At 64.9% G+C, this 23,861-nt stretch carries 23 protein-coding genes; 9 read left to right on the forward strand and 14 right to left on the reverse strand.

Translation table 11 applies throughout. The annotated features are described in order from the left end of the window. Window position 1: 1 nt before the first annotated feature. Genes cas6e through cas3 form a run of 6 tightly spaced genes read right to left on the reverse strand, consistent with a single transcriptional unit; the run spans window position 2 to window position 7,580 of the window. A complete protein-coding gene (gene cas6e / locus AC3D25_RS23855) occupies window positions 2-808 on the reverse strand; it encodes a type I-E CRISPR-associated protein Cas6/Cse3/CasE (protein ID WP_488890934.1) in 807 nt (268 codons plus the stop codon). After that, window positions 805-1,527: a type I-E CRISPR-associated protein Cas5/CasD gene (cas5e, locus tag AC3D25_RS23860; protein ID WP_488890935.1), complete on the reverse strand. Its 723-nt coding sequence runs from the start codon at window positions 1,525-1,527 to the stop codon at window positions 805-807. The genes cas6e and cas5e overlap by 4 nt, the downstream gene beginning before the upstream one ends. A 1-nt stretch (window position 1,528) precedes the next feature. After that, the gene (gene cas7e, locus AC3D25_RS23865; protein ID WP_488890936.1) at window positions 1,529-2,707 is read right to left on the reverse strand and encodes a type I-E CRISPR-associated protein Cas7/Cse4/CasC; all 1,179 of its coding nucleotides are present in this window, start codon (window positions 2,705-2,707) and stop codon (window positions 1,529-1,531) included. Window positions 2,708-2,750: 43 nt separating this feature from the next. After that, complete coding sequence (locus AC3D25_RS23870) at window positions 2,751-3,293, reverse strand: type I-E CRISPR-associated protein Cse2/CasB (protein WP_488890937.1); 543 nt, start codon at window positions 3,291-3,293, stop codon at window positions 2,751-2,753. Beyond that, on the reverse strand, window positions 3,280-4,944 hold the full coding sequence (locus tag AC3D25_RS23875; RefSeq protein ID WP_488890938.1) for a type I-E CRISPR-associated protein Cse1/CasA: 1,665 nt from the start codon (window positions 4,942-4,944) through the stop codon (window positions 3,280-3,282). Before AC3D25_RS23875 ends, AC3D25_RS23870 begins: the two co-directional genes overlap by 14 nt. Further along, entirely contained in the window at window positions 4,941-7,580 is a 2,640-nt protein-coding gene (cas3, locus tag AC3D25_RS23880; protein ID WP_488890939.1) for a CRISPR-associated helicase Cas3', read from the reverse strand. The genes AC3D25_RS23875 and cas3 overlap by 4 nt, the downstream gene beginning before the upstream one ends. A gap of 221 nt (window positions 7,581-7,801) precedes the next feature. On the opposite strand from cas3, the gene AC3D25_RS23885 reads away from it, so the two are divergent. After that, the gene (locus tag AC3D25_RS23885; RefSeq protein ID WP_488890940.1) at window positions 7,802-8,398 is read left to right on the forward strand and encodes a GNAT family N-acetyltransferase; all 597 of its coding nucleotides are present in this window, start codon (window positions 7,802-7,804) and stop codon (window positions 8,396-8,398) included. A gap of 15 nt (window positions 8,399-8,413) precedes the next feature. Here the strand turns inward: AC3D25_RS23885 and ltaE are convergent, their stop codons facing one another. Then, window positions 8,414-9,457, reverse strand: a complete 1,044-nt coding sequence (gene ltaE / locus AC3D25_RS23890) for a low-specificity L-threonine aldolase (protein ID WP_488890941.1) — start codon at window positions 9,455-9,457, stop codon at window positions 8,414-8,416. 31 nt (window positions 9,458-9,488) lie between these two features. Here ltaE and AC3D25_RS23895 point away from each other — a divergent pair, with 31 nt between their 5' ends. Beyond that, window positions 9,489-9,995, forward strand: coding sequence for a hypothetical protein (locus AC3D25_RS23895; protein ID WP_488890942.1), 507 nt, complete (start codon window positions 9,489-9,491; stop codon window positions 9,993-9,995). Here the strand turns inward: AC3D25_RS23895 and AC3D25_RS23900 are convergent. From AC3D25_RS23900 to AC3D25_RS23920, 5 genes are all read right to left on the reverse strand, one after another. Next, on the reverse strand, window positions 9,988-11,253 hold the full coding sequence (locus tag AC3D25_RS23900) for an MFS transporter (RefSeq protein WP_488890943.1): 1,266 nt from the start codon (window positions 11,251-11,253) through the stop codon (window positions 9,988-9,990). The two genes, AC3D25_RS23895 and AC3D25_RS23900, sit on opposite strands and share 8 nt — an antisense overlap. 2 nt (window positions 11,254-11,255) lie before the next feature. Next, a complete protein-coding gene (locus AC3D25_RS23905) occupies window positions 11,256-11,819 on the reverse strand; it encodes an isochorismatase family protein (protein ID WP_488890944.1) in 564 nt (187 codons plus the stop codon). A gap of 53 nt (window positions 11,820-11,872) precedes the next feature. After that, entirely contained in the window at window positions 11,873-12,334 is a 462-nt protein-coding gene (locus tag AC3D25_RS23910; protein ID WP_488890945.1) for a MarR family winged helix-turn-helix transcriptional regulator, read from the reverse strand. 86 nt (window positions 12,335-12,420) lie between these two features. Continuing rightward, a complete protein-coding gene (locus tag AC3D25_RS23915; RefSeq protein WP_488890946.1) occupies window positions 12,421-12,783 on the reverse strand; it encodes a histidine kinase in 363 nt (120 codons plus the stop codon). Between the two features lie 84 nt (window positions 12,784-12,867). Then, the gene (locus AC3D25_RS23920) at window positions 12,868-13,614 is read right to left on the reverse strand and encodes a COG4705 family protein (protein ID WP_488891071.1); all 747 of its coding nucleotides are present in this window, start codon (window positions 13,612-13,614) and stop codon (window positions 12,868-12,870) included. Window positions 13,615-13,795: 181 nt separating this feature from the next. Between AC3D25_RS23920 and AC3D25_RS23925 the strand changes: the two genes are divergently transcribed. Next, a complete protein-coding gene (locus AC3D25_RS23925) occupies window positions 13,796-14,848 on the forward strand; it encodes a phytoene/squalene synthase family protein (protein ID WP_488890947.1) in 1,053 nt (350 codons plus the stop codon). On the opposite strand, the gene AC3D25_RS23930 is transcribed toward AC3D25_RS23925, so the two are convergent. Beyond that, window positions 14,845-15,057, reverse strand: a complete 213-nt coding sequence (locus AC3D25_RS23930; protein WP_488890948.1) for a hypothetical protein — start codon at window positions 15,055-15,057, stop codon at window positions 14,845-14,847. The two genes, AC3D25_RS23925 and AC3D25_RS23930, sit on opposite strands and share 4 nt — an antisense overlap. Before the next feature lie 556 nt (window positions 15,058-15,613). Between AC3D25_RS23930 and AC3D25_RS23935 the strand changes: the two genes are divergently transcribed. Continuing rightward, window positions 15,614-17,797, forward strand: a complete 2,184-nt coding sequence (locus AC3D25_RS23935; RefSeq protein ID WP_488890949.1) for a hybrid sensor histidine kinase/response regulator — start codon at window positions 15,614-15,616, stop codon at window positions 17,795-17,797. Window positions 17,798-18,000: 203 nt separating this feature from the next. Then, window positions 18,001-21,171 carry a sensor domain-containing protein gene (locus tag AC3D25_RS23940; protein WP_488890950.1) on the forward strand — a complete coding sequence of 1,057 codons (3,171 nt, stop codon included), beginning with the start codon at window positions 18,001-18,003 and terminating at the stop codon, window positions 21,169-21,171. Window positions 21,172-21,184: 13 nt separating this feature from the next. Here AC3D25_RS23940 and AC3D25_RS23945 read toward each other — a convergent pair whose 3' ends face one another. Continuing rightward, window positions 21,185-21,406, reverse strand: coding sequence for a hypothetical protein (locus AC3D25_RS23945; protein WP_488890951.1), 222 nt, complete (start codon window positions 21,404-21,406; stop codon window positions 21,185-21,187). 201 nt (window positions 21,407-21,607) lie between these two features. Here AC3D25_RS23945 and AC3D25_RS23950 point away from each other — a divergent pair, with 201 nt between their 5' ends. The 4 genes from AC3D25_RS23950 (at window position 21,608) to AC3D25_RS23965 (ending at window position 23,840) form a co-directional block, all read left to right on the forward strand. Further along, a complete protein-coding gene (locus AC3D25_RS23950; RefSeq protein WP_488890952.1) occupies window positions 21,608-22,471 on the forward strand; it encodes a LysR family transcriptional regulator in 864 nt (287 codons plus the stop codon). A gap of 163 nt (window positions 22,472-22,634) precedes the next feature. Then, window positions 22,635-23,066: a DUF3597 domain-containing protein gene (locus tag AC3D25_RS23955; protein WP_488890953.1), complete on the forward strand. Its 432-nt coding sequence runs from the start codon at window positions 22,635-22,637 to the stop codon at window positions 23,064-23,066. A 281-nt stretch (window positions 23,067-23,347) separates the two neighbouring features. Further along, window positions 23,348-23,596 carry a hypothetical protein gene (locus AC3D25_RS23960; protein WP_488890954.1) on the forward strand — a complete coding sequence of 83 codons (249 nt, stop codon included), beginning with the start codon at window positions 23,348-23,350 and terminating at the stop codon, window positions 23,594-23,596. Beyond that, window positions 23,580-23,840, forward strand: coding sequence for a hypothetical protein (locus AC3D25_RS23965; RefSeq protein ID WP_488890955.1), 261 nt, complete (start codon window positions 23,580-23,582; stop codon window positions 23,838-23,840). The genes AC3D25_RS23960 and AC3D25_RS23965 overlap by 17 nt, the downstream gene beginning before the upstream one ends. Window positions 23,841-23,861 lie beyond the last annotated feature (21 nt).

Below are 23,861 nucleotides of genomic sequence, written 5' to 3' on the forward strand. Positions count from 1 at the left end.
GCTAATCCACGCTCGCCGCCGGTCTGAGCAGCAACATGCCGACGCCAAACGCCCGATGCCGTCCGATCCCGCGCTCGACTTGCCGCGCGAACGCCTCGGGATCGTCGATCTGCAAGTGTCCGGCAAACGTCGCATCGGGGCCGCACACGAAGCGGACCTTGCGCCCTTCGTCCGATCCCTCGATCGCTTGCGTCCGACGCAGCGCTTTCGTTAGCTGAAAACGCGTCATGCTCGCATCGAGCAGACGCGCCGCGCCTTGCGCGCCGAGTTGCTGCGCGAGCCACTCGCGATACACCGTCTCGCGATCCACCGCCGCGCGATCCACCGCCACGCGATCCACCGCCTCGCGATCCACCGCCACGCGATCCACCGCCGCGCGATCCACCGCCGCGTCGCGTTCCGCCTTCTCGATGGCGGGGAGAAACACATCCCGCTCGCGGCCATCGCGTGCGCGCCGCACCGGCCGCACGCGCACGCTGAAGCCGAGGATCTGGCCGGCCTTCCAGCTTTGCGGGAACGCGCGGGTGCGCAAACCCGCATCGAGTCCGAGCGCGCCCGCGACATCCGGCGGCGCGAGCGCGGCGAGTTCGTTCAATTCGTTCTGCGCGACGCGGGTGTAGGCGAGCAGGCCGATGCGCGTATCGGCGTAGCTAAAAGGCTTCGGCGCGTAGTCGCCGAACGCGGCCCGCAGCAGGCCGTGCAGCGCGTAGCCAAGATCGCCCTGCGGTCCAAGCAGATGATGTTTGGTCGCCCAAATGGTCAGCTGACGCGGATCGGGCTGACAGTGCATCAAATAAAACGGATTCATGCGCTGGCCTCCATGGATGTGGCCACCGAGAACGACGCCGCCACGCTGCCTTCGCGCACGGGCCGCCAACCGCCGTGCACGCCGCTCGTCCAGTTGCGTTCGTCGCAAGTATCGACCAGACGGTCGCCGGGCAAACGTCCTTCGCCTTCCGGCCATTGGAGACGCGAAGCATGCGCGGGCGTCTCGACGCTCAGCAGCGCCTGCAGCACGTTCTCCGCCTCGATCGTGCCGTCGAAAAGCCGCGCGCTCGGCACGCACGGCTTCCGGCCGATAAACAGCGGCCGCGCCGGCCGGTCCAGTGCGGCGGCGAGCATTGCGAGCGTGGGCGCTTCGTCGGCGGGTTCGAGGCGCAGCGCAACCCGCGCGTCGAGATCGGCGTGGTAATCGCGATGACGCAAGTGTGGGCTCTCGTACGAGTTCCCTCCGCGACCTTCCGGCCGACCCGACGTCGTCCAGCCGACATCGTTTTTCGCGAGCTGCGCCGTCTGGAAATCCGTCAGCCGGTGACCCGCGTTGTCGAGACGCGTGCCGATCCGCAGCCGCGCCTGCAGCCGGTCGTGCCGCGCGTGATCGCTGCGTTGCCAGCCGAGCGCGTTCGCGAAGAGGCCGGTGATCATCGAAAGCGCGGGAAAGTCGCGGATCACGCCGAGGTTGTCGATGCTTTCGCCGCCGAACGCTATGAGCGGCGCGCGTAGCCGCAGCAGAAGATGGTCGGCCATCTCACGCTCCTTGCGTGATGCGCGTCTGCACCCACTCGGCGAGTTGGGCGAGCGGCAGACGCTCCGCCTGCGGCACGTCCACGGCGTCGAGCGAAAGATAGCGCCGTTCGAGCGGCGTGCCGTAAGCGGCGTCGAGCTTGGCGATTTCTTCGGTGAGACGCGTCGCGGCGGCGACGCGCATCGGCGAACTGGCGAGCGGCAGCGCGTTCTGAAACGCGCCGGCGAGGCTGCGCGGCTGCCAGTCGCCGGTTTCGACGAGCACGAACTGCGCCCATTCGAACGGCGCCGTCGATCCGCGTTTCGCACCCGGGCTGACGGTCGCGATCAGGTGAAGAAGATGATGCACGACACGCGCCGCGAGACTGCGCTCGTCGGGTGACGCGCTGAAACACTGGCCGATCGGAATGCCTTCGAGATTCGCGACAAGCTGCGGCACGTCGATCACCACATAACCGTAATAAAGCCCCGACGCGAGTTCCGTATCGAAAATGCCCGCCGAGGCCTGCTCGCCGGTTTCGCGCAGCAAATCGTCGACGACGGTGAAATAGTCGTTCTCCGTCTGCGCTTCATGGACGGTGAACGCGTGCGCCACGTAGACGGCGGCGTCGCGCCCGCTGAACACGTCGGACGTGACCATCCGGCCGAACAGCGCGGATTCGAGGCCCGCACCGTGGCGAAGGGCGTCGATATTCTTCGCTTCGTCCTTGAGGAACGCGGCGACCGCGGCGCGCAGGTCTTTTTCCTCTGCGTGCGCCTGGCCGAGCGCGGTGCAGCGCGCCACCAGATAATCGATTTCCGCCTCGCCGAGCAGCACGGCCTGACCGGTCTTCGTGGCGTCCTCGCCTTTGCGCAGCTTGCCGCTTTTATCGACCAGCCCGCCTTCGCGCAACGCCTCGACGGCGGTCATCGCGGACTCCGCTGACAATCCCGCCTCGATCAAGCGCGTTCTGATGCGCTCCAGAATGCCGCGCGAGCGCACGGCCATCGGGACGCCGAGCGAGCGGAGGGAAAAATGATCGTCGGCGACGCGCCAGTGACGCTTGAGACACTGCGACGAGATGCGGGTGCGGATGGCGTCGCCGAGCGGGAGACGCTTGGCGAGGCCGGCGTCGTCGCGGTTGAGCAGCGCGGCGGGATAGCTGTGCAAGGTATGGATCTGGATGAAGCGGGGCAGCGACATGGGCATTCCTGGTTATCCGCCGAACGTGGCGAGTGAAGAGAATTCAATGGCTCGTGGCCTTGCGGGCCAGTGAAGAGAAGAAAGCGCCCGCGATACGCAGGCGCGCGCTTTCAGCGATTTGCTGGCGTGCGGTGTCGGCCGCGCTCTCGTTGAGAATCAGCGCGCCGAGTTCTTTCCAGTTCGGTTTGACCGACTTGCTCGCGAGCAGGCGCAAGAGGCGCGGCAATGCCTGAGTGAAGGCGTCGCCGCGTGCGGTCAAAAGCCGCGTAACGCGCGCTTCCGACACGCCTGCGTTCGCCAATTGCTCACCTAGCTGGCCGTTCTCGTGACCCGCGAGCGCGATGCCGTGCGCGATCAGCGCCCAGCGGCGCCATGTTTCGCGTTGCCAGCGCTCGGGTTCGAGCTTGGCGGCGAGCAGCGCGCGGGCCAGCGCGGCCAGTTGATGCGGCATCGGCGCGTCTGGGTCCAGGCGCGCGAGGGCGCTGCGGTCGGCAGTCGACGCGTGCGTGACGAACGTCTGGAGCGCGTAGTAACGGTCGAAAGGCTTGTCCGTCGTCGCGGCGGCATGAGCGTCAGTTATAGACATCGAATGTCTCCTGTGGAATTTTCGATTCGCTGCGCTCGCGATAAAGACGCGCGAGCGTTTTCAATGGCGATTTGTCGCTGCGCAGCGCGCGATCGAACTTGTTAAGCGCGCCGGATTGGGCCCGATATCGACGCATGCCGCTGCGCGGACCGGCGTCGAAGGCAGCGCGCAGAACGGCTCTTGCGCGCTCGGCGAGGTCGAGCAGCCAGCGCTCGTATTCGGCCTCGGGCGTCGCGGATTCGATCTGCAGAACGAGGTCGTCGAAAAAACGCGCGTCCTCGGTTTTTTCGAACGGCTCGGAAAATCGGCTTGCCTGCTTCTTGACCGAATCGGAGGCATCGCTCTCGCCATTGTTGAACAGCGTGCAGAGCGCCAGCCAAAGCTGCTTGCGGATTTCCGCGATTGCATCGATACGCTGCTGCGCAACCTCGGCCACTGCGTCCGTGTTCTTCGTTCGAAACGCGATCCGCATCTGGCGCGATATCGGAATGCGCCGCTCGTGATAGCCCTCGGTCTTGCATTCACCTCGCACGATGGTCCGCGCGAGCATGACGACGCCTTCGTCGCCGTCGTCGTCGAGCAGCGTCTGCGTGGCGGCTGGCCGGTACTTTTTATTCAGCAGCAACTCGCAGACGCCTTCGTCGCCGTCGTCGTCGAGCAGCGTCTGCGTGGCGGCTGGCCGGTACTTTTTATTCAGCAGCAACTCGCACGTGAGCTTGTAATCGAACCCCTCTGCGCGGACGGTGAGCGACTTCCCTTCGGCCGCATCGACCGGTGTCCACGGGTCGCCGGTCACGCCGTTGCGTTCCTTTGCCGCGATCCGCATTGCTTTGCTGGTGGTGCGGTACGCGATCAAATCCGCGCCGTTCAGAGCGAGCCGAACGCGCCTGCACACTTCGATATAGAACGGGTCGAGCAAGGAAAACGCTAGGCTGGTGGTGCCGTCCCACGCGGCGAGCCAGGTCAGCGCGATGCCATCAACTGCCTTCAACTCGTTCATCTCAGCGATTTTTTCGCGAGACTGCAGCAAAATGCGAATGTCCCGCGACCAGCGCCGGCCCCAGCCGCCCGTTGGCATGACGCCGACAGCGGGACGGTTTCCGCGGGCGCGGTTCATTCGCGAAACACCATGGTTACCCGAGCCAAAATAGCCATCCTGCGTCTGCAAGCTGACAAGCGCGAACAACCAGTCTTCTGGCGTAGCTCGCCGCATCCGCGCCGTTTTCAGATCGTGATTTCTCGACGTGACCAGCATGTCGAGTTCATCGGCGGCGAATATCGGGTCTTTCCAGCCGGCGAGATTTCCCGCCGGCACGGGCGGCTGCATGAAACCCGGCTCGCCAGGCGGCGCGACGAGACACCACGGCTCGCCGCCCGGATGCCCGGGCGTGAGCGCCAGCAACGCGCGCCGCCATTCGGACGCGGTCGGAAACGGCGTGGCGCGTCCAGCGGCGTGCATCGCGAGCGCGCCGAGTTGCGTCAGGAACGCGTGCCACGGATGCCGCTGATGCGGTCGCAGTGCCGGAAAGTCGCGCACGGCATCGGCGGCGAGTGCCGCGAAAAGCTCGGGCAAGGTCGCGGCTTCGGCGGCGCCGTGATGATCGCGATAACGAACGAGACGCTCGTCGAGTAACGAATAGTGCAGGCTCATGCAGTTCCTCCTGTCGGATGACCGCCTTCGATGCGTTCAAGGCCGAAGCGGTCATAGTTGAAGCGCGCGCTTCCCAAACTGAACTCGAATCCGCCGGGCGTGACGGCGACATCGGTGGCGCGCGTCTCGGCATCCAAGTCGGCGGGCACGAGGAAATGCCGGATAGCCAGTTGATGCACCGGGCTACCGAACGGCCCGGCGACGGGCGGGTCCAGTTCCACCAGCCGGTCGGCCGCGCCGAGCCGCGTGGCGATCTTGTTGCCGGCGTCGAACGGCAGCAACGCCTCGAAGGGTGTGTCGTAGGCGAGCGCGTGCAAGTGGCCGATTGCCCGCTTCGCGCCGCTTTCGCCTTCGAGCGTTTGCGCCAGTTCGGCCCACGCGCCGCCCAGCTCGGCCTCGATCGCGCGCAGGCAATCGGGATGCGTCGCGCGCTCGACCAGTTCGCGGTTATCGCGTGGAATATCTCGGGAGGTTTGCGCTTCGATCAGCCGCCGCGTGGCCTCGACGATCCGCAGATCCGCGTACACGCCGCCGCCGCCGCGCTGCAAGCCGAGACCGTGCTGCGCGCGCTGCAGATAGGCATCGAAAGTGCCGCTCTCCGGCATCAGCACCCACGCTCGCGCCTTGCTGAATTCGGCGGGTCGCTCAGCGGCCGCGCGCGCATGGCGATGCAGACGCCCGACGCGTTGCAGCAGCACGTCCATCGGACAGATATCGGTAATGAGCAAATCGGCGTCGATATCGAGGCTCTGCTCCAGCGTCTGCGTGCCGATCACGATCGCGCCGCCCACACTGCCGCGAAATTTCCCCATGCGCCGTTCGACTTCCGCATCGAGCAGCGGCCGGTCCTGCCGGCTAAAGCGGCTGTGGTGCAGCGTGCTCACGCCCTGGCCGCCGCCGACATTGAAAAGCCACGCCTTCTCGCGATCCCACTTCTGCGCCGCTTCGACCGCGCGAAGCGTGGCTGCGGCGGCCTTGACCGTATTGCGCACGACCAGAACGCGCGCGCCCCGGGCTGCCGCATCGAGCGCAATCCGGGCGATGCGTGCGGGGTCGTCGATGGCGGGCAGCGTCTGCCAATGCACCTTTTTTTGCGCCGGATTGCCTTTGAGCGCGTGCATGCGGATGCCGTCGGTAAGCGCGGGATAGGGCAGCGCGCAGGCACGATCGAGCGGTGGAACCGGGACGGGCGGCTTGTCCGCGCCTCGGGCGATGGATTGATAACGGGTTCGCGCGCGGGAGCCGAGCGTTGCCGAGAGCAGCAGCGCGTGACCGCCCGCGCCGAGATGCGCGCGCAACAGGTGCTCCAGCACGATGCCCATGTAGTCGTCCGAGGCGTGGACCTCATCCACGACGAGCAGCGCGCGGCTCAGCAACGCGTGCCGCAGATGCGCGTGGCGCACGGTCAGCGCGGCCATCAGCGCTTGATCGACCGTACCGACGGCGATGGTCGCGGCGAGGAAACGTTTCGGCGATTCGGCCGCCCAGCGTTTGGCGGCGGTCGAGTCGTCGGGATGGTCGGACCAGAGGACTTTGTAATCCGCCAGCGCGGTCTTGTCGTTGCCGTCCGCGCTCTCGTACCCGGGCAGCGCGCGCACGACGAGCGGAGTATCGACCGGCCAGAGCCGCGCGGCGAAATCCTGCACGCGGCGGTAGATTTGCGACGCCGCGACCCGCGTGGGCAGCGCGAAGTAGAGGCTGTCCACCGCGCCGCTCGCGAATAGCGATGCGAACCGCCAAAGCGCCGCTTCCGTCTTGCCGCTGCCGGTTTCGGCTTCGAGGATCAGCAACGGCCCGTGTCCGCTTTCGCCGAGCGCACGCTGGATCGGCCGGGCTTGCGGCACGCCGAACGTGGTGGCGAACGACGGCGGGCGATGGTCGAGAAAGGCGCGAAGGTCGGCGGTATCGAGACCGATTGCCGTGACCGCGCGGTTTGCGCCCGCGGTCGCCGCATCCAGACGATCCACGCCTGCGACGCCGTATTCGAAAAAGCGCTCGTCGGAGCCGAGCCAGTCGGCAAGCTGCAGCAGGCCCGCAAACAGATGCGCGAACGCGGGCGCATCGGGCAACGGCGCGCCGCCCGGCTCGAAGGCGAGCGGGAAATAGCGCTGAATCTGCGCGCCCATGTCATGCAGTGTTCGCGCCGGGCTGTAGCCCGCGACCGGCCGCCAGATGGCAGCGTCCGCGCTCAGTTGCTCGACGAGCGGCCGGCCATGATGGCTAAGGCTCGCGCGCCACAGATCCCAGGTGGACGCGCCCCATGTGTCCATTGCGTCGAGCGGCAGACCGGCCAGCAGGTGGTCGTCTTTTATTTTGAATGCCAGCAACGCCTCGCTGCCGTGACCCGCCGGCTCGGGCCAGCCGCGCGGCGCGTTGCCGTCGTTCCAGTAGCGGCGCTGAAAGCCGCAATTCGCCTTGCCCATGTCGTGCAGATAAGCGAGCACGGCAAGACGCGCCAGGTCGCGCGCATCGAGCGCGCGGCCGGCCGTTCGGTGCATCGAGCGTCGTATCGGCTGGCACTCGGCGATCCGAAGAAAGCACGCTGCGACGTCGAGCATGTGATCGCACAGCGGATGAACGCGCACGTCACCGCTGTCGTCGCGCTTCAGTTTTCCCCATGCATTAAAGCATTCCATGTCCGGTTTCCTGCCAGGTGTTGAACGGATCCGTAGCGCTAATGCCGTGTTAAGCAAGCTCGTAAAACCTTATCCGATTAATCCAGCGAAAACGAAAAACAGTTAGAAATCCGTAGTAATATTTTGACGCCGATCTAAAATTCCCAATCCCGCCGCCCCGTCCATCAGATCGTCATCCGTTTTATGATGTCCGGTCCCATGCAACACATCCCCCAAACCCCATGAGTTCCTCCACGCCGCCGCAACAGACCGCGCTGACCGGCAAGCTCGCCGAGTTGCGCCCGCTCCAGTCCGCCGACGCACCCAGCCTGCTCGACGCCGCCGCGGACGGTGAACTATGGAATATGAAACTAACGGTCATCCCCGGACCGGACACCGTCGATCAATACATCGCGAAAGCGCTCGCCGGGCGTGAGGCGGGCACGGTGATGCCATTCGTGATCGTTCGTCGCGATAACGGGCGCGTGGTCGGCAGCACGCGGTTCTGGAAGATCGATTCCGCGAACCGCAAGCTGGAAATCGGTCATACGTGGCTGAGTGAATCGGCTCAGCGCTCAGGCGTCAACACCGAGGCGAAATTCTTGCTGTTCACGCACGCGTTCGAGGCGATGCAGTGCGTGCGCGTCCAGTTCACCACGGACGAACTGAACGAGAAGTCGCGCGCGGCGATTCTGCGGATTGGCGCGAAGCAGGAGGGGATTGTCCGGCATGAGCGGATCATGCCGGACGGCCGGAAACGCAACTCGGTGCGCTTCAGCATCATCGATACCGAATGGCCCGATGTGAAGGCGATGCTGCAGCAAAAGCTGGCGCGGTAGACCCGCGCCGAACGTTCAGCCGCGATTCCGGAAGAACTCGGCCGCCGCTTCAAGCGCAAATTCCACGGCTTGCCGGTCCACGTCGAGATGCGTGACCCAACGCTGCTGCGTCGCGCCGTAAGCCGACGTCAAGCCGATACCCCGCTCGGCCAGATACGCGGCGAACGCGGCAGCGTGCTCGGCGGCGACATCGACGAACACGATGTTCGTATCCGGCGCGGCAACCGAAAGCCCCGGCAGCGCCGATAAACCTTCGGCCAGCGCGCGGGCGTTGGCGTGGTCGTCGGCGAGGCGCGCCACGTTGTGATCCAGCGCATACAGACCGGCCGCCGCGAGAATGCCCGACTGCCTAAGCCCGCCGCCGAGCATCTTGCGCAAACGCCGCCCGCCTGCGATCAGCTTCGCCGATCCCACCAGCACCGACCCGACCGGCGCGCCCAATCCCTTCGACAAACACACGGAAACGCTATCGAACGGCCGCGCGATCGCATCGATCGGCAAGTCGGCCGCGATCGCTGCGTTGAACGCGCGCGCGCCGTCCAGATGGCACGCGAGCCCGTGTTGGCGAGCGAGCGCCGTTGCCGCCTCGACGTACGACTGCGGCAGCACCTTGCCGCCGATCGTATTTTCGAGCGCGAGGAGCCGCGTGCGCGCGAAGTGGGCGTCGTCGGGCTTGATGGCTTCTTCGATCTCGGCGAGGAGCAGCGTGCCGTCGGGCTGATTCGTCAGCGGTTGCGGCTGGATGCTGCCGAGCACCGCCGCGCCGCCCGCTTCCCAGCGGTAGCAATGCGCCTTCTGCCCGACGATGTATTCATCGCCGCGCCCGCAATGCGCCATCAGGGCGATGAGGTTGGACTGCGTGCCGGAAGGCACGAACAGCGCGGCTTCCTTGCCGAGCAGTTCGGCCATGCGGGCTTCGAGGCGCGTGACGGTGGGATCGTCGCCGAAGACGTCGTCGCCGACTTCCGCCTCGGCCATCGCCGCACGCATGCCCGCGCTCGGGCGAGTGACGGTGTCGCTGCGGAAGTCGCTTCGGAAGTTTCGGGTCGTGGTGGTCATGGGTTCTCCGTGCATAAGCGCTGATGGTGACATGTCGTTATGTGCCGGCCTCTACACAACGGCGGCGAATCTGTTACATAACAGATTTTCCAGAAAAAGTGCCGACCATGCCCGCAACCGATTGAAGGGCGCGCTCCAGCAGCCGCGGCGAGCGCTGCGCGACGCGATCCTGCGCTATTTCCCCGACGGCACCGACATCCCCGACATCCCCGACATCACCGACATCACCGACATCACCGACATCCCCGACATCCCCGACATCCCCGACATCCTCGACATCCCCGACATCACCGATCCAGCGGGCGGCTTCGTAACCTGGGCGCGATTGCCGGGCAATGCCAACGGAAACACGCCCCGTCAGCACGCGCCCGATGTTCGAGGCGGCGCGCAGAAGGGATCGGCTTTGCGCCCGGCCATCCGTTCGGACTCGACGGCGCGCACGACGACTGTCTGCGGCTGGACGCGTGAAATCGAGGCCGCCGTCGAGCGGCTCGGCGAGTTGACGAAGATCGCGGTCACACGTACGCCGGTTACTTAACCGCCGGCTCGGCGTCGAAGCTCACATGAAGACGCCGCGCGCGGACCTGAACCCGCAGCCCGCGATGCCGGACGAGATAGCGGATACCGACCGCCGCCGCCGCGATACCCGACAGAGCCGCGACGCCGAGCGCCCAGCGCGGCCCGAACCGGTCGGCGACCCAGCCGACGACCGGCGCACCGAGCGGCGTCCCGCCCATCAGGATGGCAAGCAAAATAGCGACGACCCGGCCGCGCATCGCGGGTTCGGTCGATAGTTGCACGAGGCTGTTGGTCGAGGTGGTGAAGGTTTGCGTACACACGCCGATACACACCAGCACGACGCCGAACAGCCGGTAGTTCGGCATGAGCGCCGCGACCATGCAACCCACGCCGAACACGGCGGCGCTCCCGACCAGCAGCCCGAAATGCGGTCGCGCGCGCCGCGCGGCGAGCAGCGCGCCCGCGACCGAGCCGATCGCCATGACCGAGGTCAGCAAGCCGTATTCGCCCGCGCCCGCGTGGAACGCGGTGATCGCCATGGTCGAGATGTAGATCGGGAAGTTGAGGCCGTACGTGCCGACCAGAAACAGCATCACGAGCGCGGCCATCAGGTCGGGACGCCGCCAGACATAGCGGAAACCTTCGATAAAACTCCCACGCGTTCTGACAGCGGGCGTCTTTTGCTGCAATTCGCCGGTGCGCAGCATCCGCAGCGAGAAGATCACCGCGCCGAACGACACCGCGTTGATGAGAAACACCCAGCCCGAGCCGACCGACGCGATCAGCACGCCCGCGATGGCCGGGCCGATCATCCGCGCGGCGTTGAACGAGGTGGAATTGAGCGCGACGGCGTTCGACAGATCGTCCTCGCCGACGATATCCGCCACGAAGGTCTGCCGCACCGGCGAGTCGAACGCCGTGACGCAGCCAAGTAGAAACGCGAAAACGTAGACCTGCCACAAGCGCACGTGGCCCGCCACGGTCAGGACGCCGAGCGCGAGGGCGAGCGTGCCCATCGCCGCTTGCGTCGCGAGCAGCATCTTGCGGCGGTCGAGGTGATCGGCGGCGTAACCGGTCAGCGGCAGCAACAGAAGCTGCGGCCCGAACTGCAGCGCCATCACGATCCCCACCGCCGTCGCATTCCGATGCGTCAGTTCCGCGAGCACGAGCCAGTCTTGCGCCGTGCGCTGCATCCACGTGCCGATGTTGGAGACGAGCGCGCCGCCCGCCCACACGCGATAGTTGTAGTTGCGCAGCGACCGGAACGTACCTTGCACGATCAGCCGCGCGTGCTGCCGAGGAGCGCCGCGATCTCGTCGGCCGTGCCGGTCTCGCCGAGGCGCGGGAAGATGCGCGTGACGCTGTTCGTGTGCGCGTCGAGATTCATGTCGGTCATCGCGTCGACGGCGAGCGTCACGTTGAAGCCGCGCTCATACGCGTCGCGCGCTGTGGATTCGACGCCGATGCTCGTCGCCACGCCCGTAAGCACGATTTGCGTGACGCCCGCGCCGCGCAGATACGCTTCGAGGTCCGTGTTCGTGAACGCGCCCCAGGTGTGCTTCGTGACGCGTTTGTCGGCGGGCTGGGCGTTCAGTTCATCGACCAGATCCGACCAGCCTGCGGGCGGCGTGCCCGAATTGCGCACCTGGTTAGTCCTGCCCGGCGCGCCGCCTGCCACGTTCACGAGCACGACCGGCAAGCCGTGCGCGCGGAACGCGTCGGCGAGCGCGCGCGATTTGGCGATCACGTCGCCGACCGGATGCGCAGCGGGCAGCGCGACGATGCCTTGCTGCAAATCGATGATGACTAACGCGGTCTGAGCGTCGAGTGTAGTAAGTGCCATGGTGATCTCTAAGGAAAAAGGAAGGTGGCTCGCGCGTATTCGCGAAGCCGTTATCAAGGCTCGATAAGCCGCTTGAGGAGTTCGACCGTGCGCGCGAGGTCCGCCTGTTCGCCGGGCGCGAGTTTGGTGCGGATGGCGCGCAACAGCCAGTCGTCGCGAGCGGCGCGGGCCGTTTCGAGGAGTTCCCGGCAGGCGCCGGTAATGGAGAGGACGGTTTGCCGTCCATCGGAAGGATCGGGCGCGCCGCTCACCAGGCCCGCCGTTTTCAACGTGGAAAGCGTTTCGCCCATCGACTGCGGACGCACGCCCTCGGCCCGTGCGAGGTTCGTCACGGTAGCCGGCCCTTCGCGTTCAAGCCGCGCCAGTACTTGCGCCTGGGACCACGAAAGATCGCCTAAATGCACTTCTTCGCGCAGCCGGCGCTTGATCTGGCCGAGCACCACGCGAAGCTCGCTCGCAATGCCCGACGCCGCAAGCGCGCTTGCGGCGTCGGGATCGCTTCGTTGTTCGGACATGCTTACATCCCGCAAGGTAAGAAGGTAGCCTGCTAAGGCTACCTTCGTATCTGCGCCGATGTCAAGTTTCGCGCCGCATTAGCTTCTCAGCCTTGGCCGCCCGCGTGGTCCATGCTCGCGAGCACGTCGGCGAGTGCTTTCTTGCACGCGGCCGCGTCGGGCTTGTCGGCGCGCAACGCGTCGAGCGCGCGGTCGATCGCGTGATCGACCGTGTGCCAGTCGGCGGCGGCGCGTGGCTTGAGCGATGGCTCCGCTTCGTCCCACGACGTTTCGAGATCCTTGATGCGCGTCTTCGCGCCGGGCAGGTCGCCCTTGTTCACGAGCGCGCTCGTATCGAGCACGATCTTGCGGAACGGCGTCAGATCGCCGAGCTTCGACGGCGACGCAGCGTGCGCCGACGCGATCAGCGAGCCAGCATCGGGATAAGCGGCAAGGTTCATCGCGGCCATGGCAAACGCCGCGGCGATAAAGGTGAAACGAGGTTTTATGCGAGCTCTCCAGTCAGAATAAAAATCGCGATACAGCGTCGATCCTCACAGCGCGCCCGGCGTTTTCGCGCGGCGCGGCGCGAGGCTCACCCAGCCCACCAGCGCGACGATGATCGCGAGGAACGCGATGCTCGTGATGACGGTGCCGAGCCCGAGTCCGCCGTAATCGCGCGCTTGCGAGAGCAGATCGCCGAGCGACGCGCCGAGCGGCCGCGTGAGGATGTAGGCGATCCAGAACGTCAGCACGCGATTCGCGCCGAAGAGCGCGGCGACGCCGGTCATCGCGATCAGCGCGCCGAACGCGACGACGCCCACGCGGAAGCCCAAACCGAGCGCTTCGGTTCCGAGATCGCCGGCCGCGGTTCCGAGCGCGAAGGTCAGCAGAATCGCCAGCCAGTAAAAAAGCTCGCGGCGGCGCGTGATAATCGAGTGGATGGAGAGCGTGCGTTCGGCGCGATACCAGACGACGAACACCGCCGCGAGCGCTACGGCGAAACACGCGGTGCTGGCGTAGAGACTGACGCCGAGGCCGTCGGTGAGCGCGTCGGTAATCTGCGTGCCGACCACGCTCACGAGCACGACCGTCAGCCAGTATTTCCACGGAATGTATTCGCGCGCCCTGACTTGCGCGACGAGCGCGACGATCAACAGGCCGCTCATCAGCGACGCCGTGAGCGCGGTTCCAAGGCCCGCGTGAACCGCGAGATAATCCGCGCCCGTTTCGCCGACCGTCGTGGACATGATCTTGATGATCCAGAAGGCGAGCGTCACTTCCGGCACTTTGTTTTGCAGATAAAAGCGGGCCTTGCCCGTCGATGCGATCATGCGCGGTCTCCCTGGTCGCCCGTTCCGCACCACTATCGCGAGCACGACTTAGTGCGGTCTTAGCGATCCGCGCGCAGCGACCCCGATACGTTGCCGGATACAATTCGGCACGTTCGCTCCAGCGACCTCAACCCTCCATTCGCAATTTATGAGCAATCCAACCCGGGCCTTTCTTCTTGGCCCGCTCCTGAAGGGTGTGTCCCGTTCCTTCTATCTCACGCTGAATGTGCTGCCGGCCGGCATGCGCGACCCGATCGGCCTCGCGTATCTGCTGGCGCGCGCAGCCGACACGATCGCCGATACCGCGCTCATCGCGCCCGCGCGGCGGCTCGACCTGCTGCTGTCGCTTGCGAACCGGATCAACGGCGACTTGAGCGACGCAACGCTTTTGCAGCGCATCGCGGCGCAAGTCGCGGGCGAGCAGGCTCAGGTGGACGAGAAAGTTCTGCTCGAATCGCTCGAACCCGCGCTTGCCGTGCTCGCGCAACTGAATGCCGCCGATCGCGACGCGGTGCGCGAAATCGTATCGACGCTGATGAGCGGAATGGAATTCGATCTGCGGACGTTTCCAGACGAAACCTCGGGGCGGATCGTCGCGTTGCGCGAGCCGGCGGAGCTGGATCGCTATACGTATCTGGTCGCGGGATGTGTCGGCGAGTTCTGGACCAGGATGACCTACGCGCATATGCCGGGCACGCTCAAGGGCGACCAGGCGACGGCGCTGGAGCGCGGCGTGCGTTTCGGCAAGGCGCTGCAGATGACGAACGTGCTGCGCGATTGCGGCAAAGATCTGCGGATCGGCCGATGTTATCTGCCGGCCGCGCTGCTCGAACGCCACGGTTTGACGCCGGAAGCCTTGCTATCGCCGGAAGCATCGCGGCGCGCACAGCCGCTGCTGTTCGAATTGCTCCGTCACACGCTCGATCACTTCCGCGCAGCCATCGATTACACGCTCGCTATTCCGGCCACGTCCGTCCGCTTGCGGCTCGCGTGCGTGTGGCCGGTGCTGATCGGCTTGCAGACGCTCGTTCTGCTCGCCGGCAATGACGACTGGCTCGATCCGGCGAAGGTATCGAAGGTGAGGCGGAACGACGTGTACCGGATGGTTGCGTATTCGACGTGTCTCGTGATGTCGGACAGCGCGCTGCGCGCGTGGACGGGACGGCTGATTGCAAAAATCGAGGGGAAAATCGCGCGCTAGGAGCGCGGTGTATCGAGCACCGACCAGATCCGCTCGCACTCGTCGCCCGTGAACTGGCGGCCGAGCACCGTGCCGCAGTCGTCGCACCGATAATGTTCGAGCGCGAGCGAGCCGTTGCACTCGCCGACGCCGATCAGCGTCAGTCCGTCGAGCCGGTTCGCGTCGCAAGCGCAGCCGGCCACCGAGGTGCATTTATCGCAGACAAGCATCTCGATCTCCTCGAAAGCGTTTCGTCAAGGTTGATCACAAACGGCACCGCGCCGCGCGAGAAAGCGACGAACTGAACAGCGATTGCGTGAGCGCCTAGTATGCGGCGACAAAAAAACGCGCAGGCGGGTTGTGTCTTCTGTGAAACGCGCGAATTGCGTATTTTCACGCGGGATCTCTTAATTATTTCTTCCCTCTAGTATTATTAATCTTTAATGCGTTTTCCAATGCGCAGTTCATCTCACATCGCTTTTCCTTTAATCGAAAAACGAAACGAAGTTTCAAATTTAATTAAAAGTACGGTAATGCGGAAACGCGTTTTAGAAGCGCTGAATAAGCGTCTATTAATGCGAGTGCGCCCCGCGTCTCGCCGCGTATGGAAACGAGCTTTAATCCGATAAATGATGTCTGTGTGCATGACTTACGCTGGGCCGAAGAGAGAAGCCGTTCCATTCAAAAATTATTAGAAAGATCGTGGCCGAGCTCTGAAACGCTCCGCCGCGTTGTTTCGTTCGTGAAGATATTGAAGCTATGACATTTTCGTTTGCTGGAAATAAATTGCGCCCACTGGCGGGCGTGCGCGTCGGCGTGTGGGATCGATACGGTCTTCCGGCGGTTGCGTGGTTCATGCTGGTGACGGCGGGCATCGGCGCGGCGGGTATTTTCTGGCTGTATGAAAGCGACCAGGAAGCGTCCCGGTATCATCAGATTGCCTCGCGCCTGGCTGCTGTGCTCGCGCTCGCCGTGGATGCTGAAACCGCGCAGCGCGGCTATGTGATTACAGGCCGCGAAGAATATCTCGCGCCATATCACGCCGCATTGCCGAAGATCGAAAGCGAGTTGACCGAGGTCGATGCGCTCGTCGGCGCGAGCGACGTCCAGCACGAACGAATCGAGCAATTGCGCGCCCTGCTCGAACAAAAGGAAAGCGAACTCGGACTGGTGATCGCAGCGCGCCGGTCCAGCGGCTTTGCCGCCGCGCAAGACATCGTCAATCAGGATCGCGGCAAGCAGTTGATGGACCGTGCGCGCGTGGCCGTCGCGGACATGACCTCGGTGGCCGCCGCACGGCTCGCCGCGCGTCAGTCGCGCGCGCGCTCGGTGCGCAATTCGGCGGCGGTGGCGGTTTGCGCGTCCGGCGGACTGACGGTCCTGTTGCTGTTCCTCTTCGGCACCTCGACCCGGCGCACCATGCAGATGCGAACGCGCGCCGCCGAGCAGATCGCCGAGCAGAAGGATCTGCTGCAGACGACCATCTCGAGTATCGGCGACGGCGTGGTGGTGACGACCGTCGATGGCCGCGTGATCGTGCTTAATCCGGTCGCGCAGGCGCTGTCGAAATGGCAGGAAACCGCGGCGATCGGGCGGCGTGTCGACGATGTACTGACGTTTCGCCACAAACCGACCGACCGGCCGCTGGAGAATCCCGTGACCGTCGCGCTGCGGGAGCGGCGCAAGGTTGCGCTGCCCGCGCAGACCGTGATGATCGCGCGCGACGGCACGGAGACTTACGTGGAAGACAGTTGCGCGCCGATCGTCGATAGCGCGGGTCACGTGCGCGGCTGCGTGATGGTGTTTCGCGACATCACCGTCCGGCGACGCTTCGACGACGAACTGCGCGCGAGCGATCGCCGGAAAAGCGAGTTCATCGCGACGCTTTCGCATGAACTGCGCAATCCGCTGGCGGCAGTCCGCAGCGCGCTGGACGCCGTGAGGAACGAGCCGGAGCGCGTGCCGGCGAAGGACGGCTTGTTGTCGCTGATGGACCGTCAGGTACGCCACATGGTGCGCATGATCGACGATCTTCTGGACGTCGCGCGCCTTTCGCGCGGCGCGCTGCAACTGCGGCCCGCGGTGATCGACGTGGCGCGCGTCGTTCAGGACGCAGTCGAAACCGTTCAGCCGATGCTGGAGCGGCGTGCGCATCCGCTCGCGATCGACGTTCCGGCACGCGAACTTTATGTGCTCGCGGATTCCGCGCGGCTCGCGCAGGTCATCTCGAATTTACTGACCAACGCCGTGAAGTATTCGCCGATCGGCTCGCAGATCGCGGTCAGCGCCGCGCTGCAAGGCGAGACTGTCGTAATTTCCGTACGCGATTCCGGAATCGGCCTGACGCCCGAAAGCCTGGATGCCATCTTCGATATTTTCGTGCAGGTCGAACCGGCGGCGAACGAGATGAAGGAGGGGCTCGGCATCGGCCTGTCGCTCGCGCGGCAGATCATCACGCTGCACCACGGCAAGATCGAAGCGCGCAGCGCCGGGATCGGGCAGGGCAGCGAATTTCTCATCAAATTGCAGCGCCAGACCGCCGAAACCGGCGTGGAGCGCGGCGCGCCGGTCGAACCGAGCGTCCCGCGCAACGAAGTCCAGAGCGTGCTGATCGCCGACGACAACGAAGACGCCGCCGACGCGCTCGCGACCGTCCTGCGCCTGAGCGGCTTCGAGGTGACCGTGGCGTACAACGGCGTCGAGGCGAGCCGGCTCGCGAACCGGCTGCAACCGGACGCGGTGCTGCTCGATATCGGCATGCCGGGCATGTCCGGCTACGAAGTGGCCCGCTCGATCCGCGACGCCGCGTGGGCCAAGCGCGCGACGCTGATCGCCGTGACCGGCTGGGGGCAGGAAGACGACCGCAAGCAGGCGGCCGCCGCGGGTTTCGACATGCATTTCACCAAACCGGTCGATTTCAGCGTGCTGCAGAACGCCATCCTGACAGCAGGCGCGCAGCAGGAAGCCTGACGCGCGCTACGCGTTTTCCCGGCATGGCGCCCCCGCGCCATCAAGAATGCGCCCGATCGTGCCGATATCTTCGATACGTGCTCGGGGCGCAATCACGCTGATCTGCCGAAGGCGACTTTGCAGCCGCCACCCGACACTGACGCGCAGCGTTTTCGCGGGCCACGCGCCCGCTGCAAACGCGCGCCAATGATCGGTTAATCGCAATGCTGCCAACGTTCCTGACCTGTTTTTATCGATTTCGCCGGACCTCGCTCGCCGCCGCCCAGTGGACCCGGCGCGCCGCGAGCTTGCCCGTGCTCGTCGTGGGCATGGCGACGCTCGTCGATTTCGGCGTCTACCGGTATGTCGTTCAGGCGCAGACCGCCGCGCAGCGCGAGTTGGCGGCGGCGAACGGCGTCGATCAGACGCTCGAAGCCTTGCAATCGTCGCTCTTGATCGCGAACACGGCGGTCTCGACGAGTCTTGCCAAACCCATTCTCGTCGATGAATTCCGCCAGACCGACCTTGCCTTTGCGCACGTGCGCGACGCGCTGGAATCGGCTGCCATCCGGCTCGGCACCGCCGGAAGCGACCGCGAACTGAACGACGCGACGCTCTCGTATCTGGACGCGGCCGAGCTTGCAGCAGCGCAGTCGCGCGGGTCGATCGGCGTTCAGCAGGACGGCAATCTCGGGCTTTTGCGGCTCAATATCCGGCTGGGCATCGCACTCGGCACGATTTCCGATGCCTCCCGCTCCGCCAAAGCGCGCACGCTCGCGGCGAGCGAACGCGCGTCGTGGTGGGCCAATCGCGGCCTCGCGCTGCTGGCGATGTGGGTGCTGGTCGGCAATCTGGTGCTGTTCGTGCTGGCGCGGCGGATCGGCCGGGCCGTAAGCGACAAGACCGACGCACTCGATGCCGCGTCCGCGAGCGAGCGCCGCTATCGCTCGCTCTTCGACCATCATCCGTTGCCGATGTGGATTTTCGACGCCGCGAGCTTCCGGATCGTCAATGTGAACGATGCCGCGCTCGCGCAGTACGGCTACACGCGCGAACAGTTCACGGCGCTTTCCGCGCGCGATCTGCGGCCGCAAACGGCGTACGCGGCGTTCGACGCTTACGTTGCGGCGTTGCGCCCGCCCGCCGAGGGCCATTGGGACGCGGGCATCTGGGACCATCTCCGCGCCGACGGATCGATCATCAAGGTGCATGTGCATCAAATGCCGGTCGAGGAGGCGAACCGGTCGCTCACGCTCGTGATCGCCAAGGACGTGACGGATTTGCTGACCGCGCGCAAGGCCGAAGTCGATCTGACGGAAACGCTCGGCGCCGTGCTCACGCACATGCCGGTCGCGGTCGCGTGGAAAAGCGCGCGCGGCGAATATCACGGTGGTAACGCGCGCTTTGCCCGCAGCGCGGGTCTCGCATCGCCCCAGTTGCTGCGCGGCAAATCCGACGCCGACATGGCGTGGCGCGCGGTATCGGACGAACTCGCCGACGCCGACCGCCACGTCGCCGACACTGCTTTGCCGCACGTGTCCGAAATGATTATCGCGACCGACGAAGGCGCCGAGCGGTGCGTGCGGATCACGAAAGTGTCGATCCCGTCGCTCCTCGACGGCGCGACCGGGATTCTCGTGCTGCAGCAGGACATCACCGATCAGCGCGCGTCCGATCTCGAACTGCGTCTGCTCGGCCGCGCGTTGCAAGACAGCGCGAGCGGCGTGTTGATCTCGCGGAGCAGCGGGGCGCGCGACGCCATCCAGTACGCCAACACCTCGCTCGCGGCCATGACCGGGCGCACCGTGGACGACCTCAAGGGCCACAGCGTGACGAGCATCACGGGCCGCGCGATCGCCCGCACGGTCCGCGATGCCGTCAAGACCGGCGGCCGATACAGCCAGCTCGTCGAGTTGTGCACGGCGAACGGCGAAAGCCTCTCCGTGCAACTAACGGTCACGCTCGTCGCCGACACCCGACATACGGGTACTTACTACGTCTGCGTGCTGACCGACGTCACCGAGCTTGTCGTGTCCCGCGAACTGCTGCGTCGCCAGGCCAACTTCGACGCGTTGACCGGTTTGCCGAACCGGCATCATCTGATGACGCATCTGAGCGCCGCGCTCGACTTGCAGAATCCGGCGCACGCGCGCGGATTCGCGGTCCTGATGCTGGATATCGACGATTTCAAGCTGGTGAACGACACGCTCGGCCACGCAACCGGCGACGCGTTCCTGGTGGAAGTCGCCCGGAGACTGAACGCCGACGTCCCGCGCGAAGTGCTGGTCGCGCGGCTCGGCGGCGACGAATTCGTCATGGTGGTGCCGTCCACGTTGCTGCCCGAACTCGAAACGCTGTGCGCGCGGATTCTGCGGAGCGTCTCGCAGCCCGTCGCGATGGCGGGCGGCGAGCACACGTCGAGCGGGAGTCTGGGCGTCGCGGTGTTTCCGCAGCACGCGACGAGCGCGTCCGACCTGCTCCGTTGCGCCGATACGGCGTTGTATCGCGCGAAGGAGGACGGGCGCGGCTGCGTGCGCTATTACGACGACGAACTGCTGCGGCGCACGAGCCAGAAACTCGCGATCCTGCGCCGGTTGCGCGGCGCCATCAACGAATCGCAATTGTTCCTCGTCTATCAGCCGCAATTTTGCCTGTCGAGCGGCGCGCTGGTCGGCGCGGAGGCGCTTGTGCGCTGGCGCGACGCGGACGGACGGATCGTGATGCCAAGCGAATTCATTCCGGTTGCCGAGGAATACGGCTTCATTTCCGTGCTGGGCGAATGGGTGCTGGAAAATGCCGTCGCGCAGATCGCGCGCTGGGAGCGCGATGGCCTGCTGCCGCCGCCGGTCGCCGTGAACGTCTCCGCGCCGCAGCTTGCCACGGGAAATCTGCCGGAGATCGTGTCGGCGACGCTGGCGAAACATCGGGTTCCGGCGCGTCAGATTGAAGTGGAAATTACCGAAGGCATGCTGGTGAGACGGCCGGCTGCGTCGCGGGCGCAATTGTCGAGACTGCGCCGAATGGGCATTTCCGTCGCGGTCGACGACTTCGGCACCGGTTATTCGAGCCTTTCGTTCCTCGATACCTACGAGATCGACAAACTGAAGATCGACAAGTCATTCGTGGACGATATCGAAAACCGGCCGAGCCGCGCGGCCGTCGTGCGGGCGATCATCGCGCTTTCGACCGAACTGCACTATCGCGTCGTGGCGGAGGGTGTCGAGACGGAGCGCCAGCGCGACTTCCTGGCCGCCGCAGGTTGCCACTTCGCGCAGGGATATTTGTTCGCGCGGCCGTTATCGGCGGAGGATTTCGGCGAATTGATCGCGCGCTCGCGCGAACGCGTGGCCGACAGCGCGGCGAATATCCCCGACGCTATCGGCGTGGACGACTAAACACTTTCTGCGATCAAACCGCGTCGGCGGTGCGGGTTCCCAGCTTGGGCGCGCGCGCCTTCGTGCGCTTCCCTGCAACTTCATCCGAAACGCTCGCGCCCAACCCGGCGAAACGGCCGTGTTCCTGCACGCGCTGCGAAAACTCCGCGGGAAGCAGCGACCCCAGCAAGAAGGTCATGCCCACACCGCCGGCCAGCAACGCAAACGCGATTCCTATCCACATTGCGACGATCATGTTTTGCTCCTCAAGTTCGAAAAAGTTCGATACGGCTTACGCGGCTCGCGCCATATGGGACCGCAGTTCGCCGGTCTTCTGGCTCTTATTTAAGCAGCGACAATCTATAAGCACAAGACAAAGATATTGCGTGTTATAAGCAAATAAATTGATAATAAAAGTGCGTGATGAAGGCGCGTTTTTTCTCGCTCGTGGAGTCTCGTGGACCTCGAACTGGCTCGAACCTTTCTCAAAGTGGCCGAAGCGGGGAGTCTGGTCGCCGCTGCGTCGCGACTCCATGTAACGCAGACGGCCGTCACCGCCCGGATTAAAAATCTGGAAGAGCAATTGAAATGCCGCCTGTTCGAGCGAAGCAAGGCGGGCGCGCGGCTGACGCCCGACGGCGAGCGCTTCCTCGGATACGCGAAACAGATGATCCAGACCTGGGAAGCGGCGCGCCGCGATTTGCCGTTGCCCGCAGGCTACGACGACATGCTCACGTTCGGCGCCACGACGAGTCTTGCCAATCCGATGGTGCTGCTGTGGACCGCGCGCCTGCGCGCGGAGTTGCCGGCGTTCGGCGTGCGCGCGGAACTGGGCGACGATGCCACCGTGCAGCAAAAAGTGCGGAGCGGCGTGCTGGACGCCGCGCTCGTGTATGAACCCGAGTATGTGGCGGGCATCGTCGTGGAAGAGATCGTCGAGGAGAAGCTGGTGCAGATTCGGACTCCGCAGAAACCGGGGCCGTATGTGTATGTCGACTGGGGCGCGGGATTTCGCCGCCAACACGATTCCGCGCTGCCGGAATACGCGCGGTCGCCGCTCTCGTTCAACCTCGGGCCGCTCGCGCTGCAATATCTGTTGCAGTTCGGCGGATCGGGCTATTTCAGAACGCGCGTCGTGCGCTCCTATCTCGAACATGGCGTACTCGAACGCGTGCCTGAGGCGCCTGAATTTTCTTATCCGGTGTATGTCGTGTATCCGCGGTTCTCGAAGCGGCCCGCGCTCAAGGCGGCGATCGATATTTTGCGGGCGATCGCGCAGGAAGACGCCGACTGGTCGCAGCGCTGGGACGTGCTGATCTAGTTCGTGTTCGAGCGCGGATGCACCTTGTTTGCGCCGTCATCCCGGTTCGGAACGTGTATCGAGCGTGCGCCGTGCATACCCGCGTTCAAACGCTTGATCCTCCGATAGGCACAACAATTGCAGCTTTCAGAATGTTGTCGTCCAACCTGAGAGGAGTCTTATCGTGAGTATTTTTTCAAGCATTCTCAACAAGATCTTCCCGCACGACCATCCCGCGAATGCCGCATCCGGCGACGCCGCCGCGCCTGCAGCCGCCGCGCCCGCCGCCACCGCAGCGCCCGCGACGGCATCGACTGCCGCCGCTGCTGGGTCGCAACCGCCCGTCACGCCGATGCCCGTCGTGGATGTCGAAGCCGTGCTCACCGACATGCAGGCCAAAAGTAGCGAGAAGCTGAACTGGCAAACGTCGATTGTCGATTTGATGAAACTTCTGGGTCTCGACAGCAGCCTCGCCGCGCGGAAGGAACTGGCGACGGAGTTGCACTACACCGGCAACACGGACGATTCCGCCACGATGAATGTCTGGCTGCATAAGCAAGTGATGCAGAAGGTGGCCGAAAACGGCGGAAAGGTGCCGGATAGTCTGAAGGACTAAGCATCGCGATTGGACGCCGCCGCGCGCATCGCGTGACGGCCAAAAATTAACTTGGCGGGCGCATTAAAAAACGCAGCGCGCCTGCCGTTAAACAATCATGGCGATCGAATCAGCATTGAGGCCGGATCGCCGGATCGCCGGATCGCCGGAACGCCGGAACGCTCCACACCGTATTTGTGACGAGTTGTTGCTATTTTGCTGAACACTAGCCTGCAAAACGACAGACGGGCATAGAGTTAAAGTGCTTTCTCAAGTTCTGGTTGCAGTGCGGGAGACTGGGCATGAAACGTAAATCTAGCAGGGAACTCGTGGCGCAGCTTTCGGCGCTACGGCATCTCGCGCGGTGCAGCGCGTTGCGGGCATCGGCGGCGGCGGAAGTGATGGGTCCGAATGTCGTGACCCACGCAGAATGTAAGGCGGGACCGAAGCCCAGGCAGGAGCCGGTGCGGGAAATGGCAGGTATCGCGCTGGCGCAATACGTAATCGAGCAGGATCCGTATGTCGGAGCTGGACATGAAAGCCGCAAATAATTATTCGCTGCGCGAGCAAGTAGAAAAATGGCTCGCACCGGGGCCATCCACGCCGGTCCGCGTCACCGAATTCAGCCGTACGCGCCAGAGCGGCAGCCGCTATGTGCGTGTCGAGACGGCGCTGCCGGGCGGCCTTCGGGCGCTCCTTTTCTTCCGCCACGACGATGGTTGCTGGTGCGTATTTCCGCCGACACGCGACAATCGCCCCGCAACAAACGCGCGCTTTTACGATTTACTAGCGTAAGCGCGATAAGCGCAATAAGCG

It is taken from the genome of Caballeronia sp. SL1002 (assembly GCF_057814995.1).

Bases quoted from the DNA above. Each gene is read 5' to 3' on its own strand.
- AC3D25_RS23940 (WP_488890950.1), top strand. From the start codon at position 18,001: ATGCTGCCAACGTTCCTGACCTGTTTTTATCGATTTCGCCGGACCTCG.
- cas3 (WP_488890939.1), bottom strand. From the start codon at position 7,580: ATGGAATGCTTTAATGCATGGGGAAAACTGAAGCGCGACGACAGCGGT.
- AC3D25_RS23875 (WP_488890938.1), bottom strand. From the start codon at position 4,944: ATGAGCCTGCACTATTCGTTACTCGACGAGCGTCTCGTTCGTTATCGC.
- AC3D25_RS23905 (WP_488890944.1), bottom strand. From the start codon at position 11,819: ATGGCACTTACTACACTCGACGCTCAGACCGCGTTAGTCATCATCGAT.
- AC3D25_RS23945 (WP_488890951.1), bottom strand. From the start codon at position 21,406: ATGATCGTCGCAATGTGGATAGGAATCGCGTTTGCGTTGCTGGCCGGC.
- AC3D25_RS23870 (WP_488890937.1), bottom strand. From the start codon at position 3,293: ATGTCTATAACTGACGCTCATGCCGCCGCGACGACGGACAAGCCTTTC.
- cas6e (WP_488890934.1), bottom strand. From the start codon at position 808: ATGAATCCGTTTTATTTGATGCACTGTCAGCCCGATCCGCGTCAGCTG.
- AC3D25_RS23895 (WP_488890942.1), top strand. From the start codon at position 9,489: ATGTCGTTATGTGCCGGCCTCTACACAACGGCGGCGAATCTGTTACAT.
- ltaE (WP_488890941.1), bottom strand. From the start codon at position 9,457: ATGACCACCACGACCCGAAACTTCCGAAGCGACTTCCGCAGCGACACC.
- AC3D25_RS23960 (WP_488890954.1), top strand. From the start codon at position 23,348: ATGAAACGTAAATCTAGCAGGGAACTCGTGGCGCAGCTTTCGGCGCTA.
- AC3D25_RS23925 (WP_488890947.1), top strand. From the start codon at position 13,796: ATGAGCAATCCAACCCGGGCCTTTCTTCTTGGCCCGCTCCTGAAGGGT.
- AC3D25_RS23910 (WP_488890945.1), bottom strand. From the start codon at position 12,334: ATGTCCGAACAACGAAGCGATCCCGACGCCGCAAGCGCGCTTGCGGCG.
- cas7e (WP_488890936.1), bottom strand. From the start codon at position 2,707: ATGTCGCTGCCCCGCTTCATCCAGATCCATACCTTGCACAGCTATCCC.
- AC3D25_RS23930 (WP_488890948.1), bottom strand. From the start codon at position 15,057: ATGCTTGTCTGCGATAAATGCACCTCGGTGGCCGGCTGCGCTTGCGAC.
- AC3D25_RS23885 (WP_488890940.1), top strand. From the start codon at position 7,802: ATGAGTTCCTCCACGCCGCCGCAACAGACCGCGCTGACCGGCAAGCTC.
- AC3D25_RS23965 (WP_488890955.1), top strand. From the start codon at position 23,580: ATGAAAGCCGCAAATAATTATTCGCTGCGCGAGCAAGTAGAAAAATGG.
- cas5e (WP_488890935.1), bottom strand. From the start codon at position 1,527: ATGGCCGACCATCTTCTGCTGCGGCTACGCGCGCCGCTCATAGCGTTC.
- AC3D25_RS23915 (WP_488890946.1), bottom strand. From the start codon at position 12,783: ATGGCCGCGATGAACCTTGCCGCTTATCCCGATGCTGGCTCGCTGATC.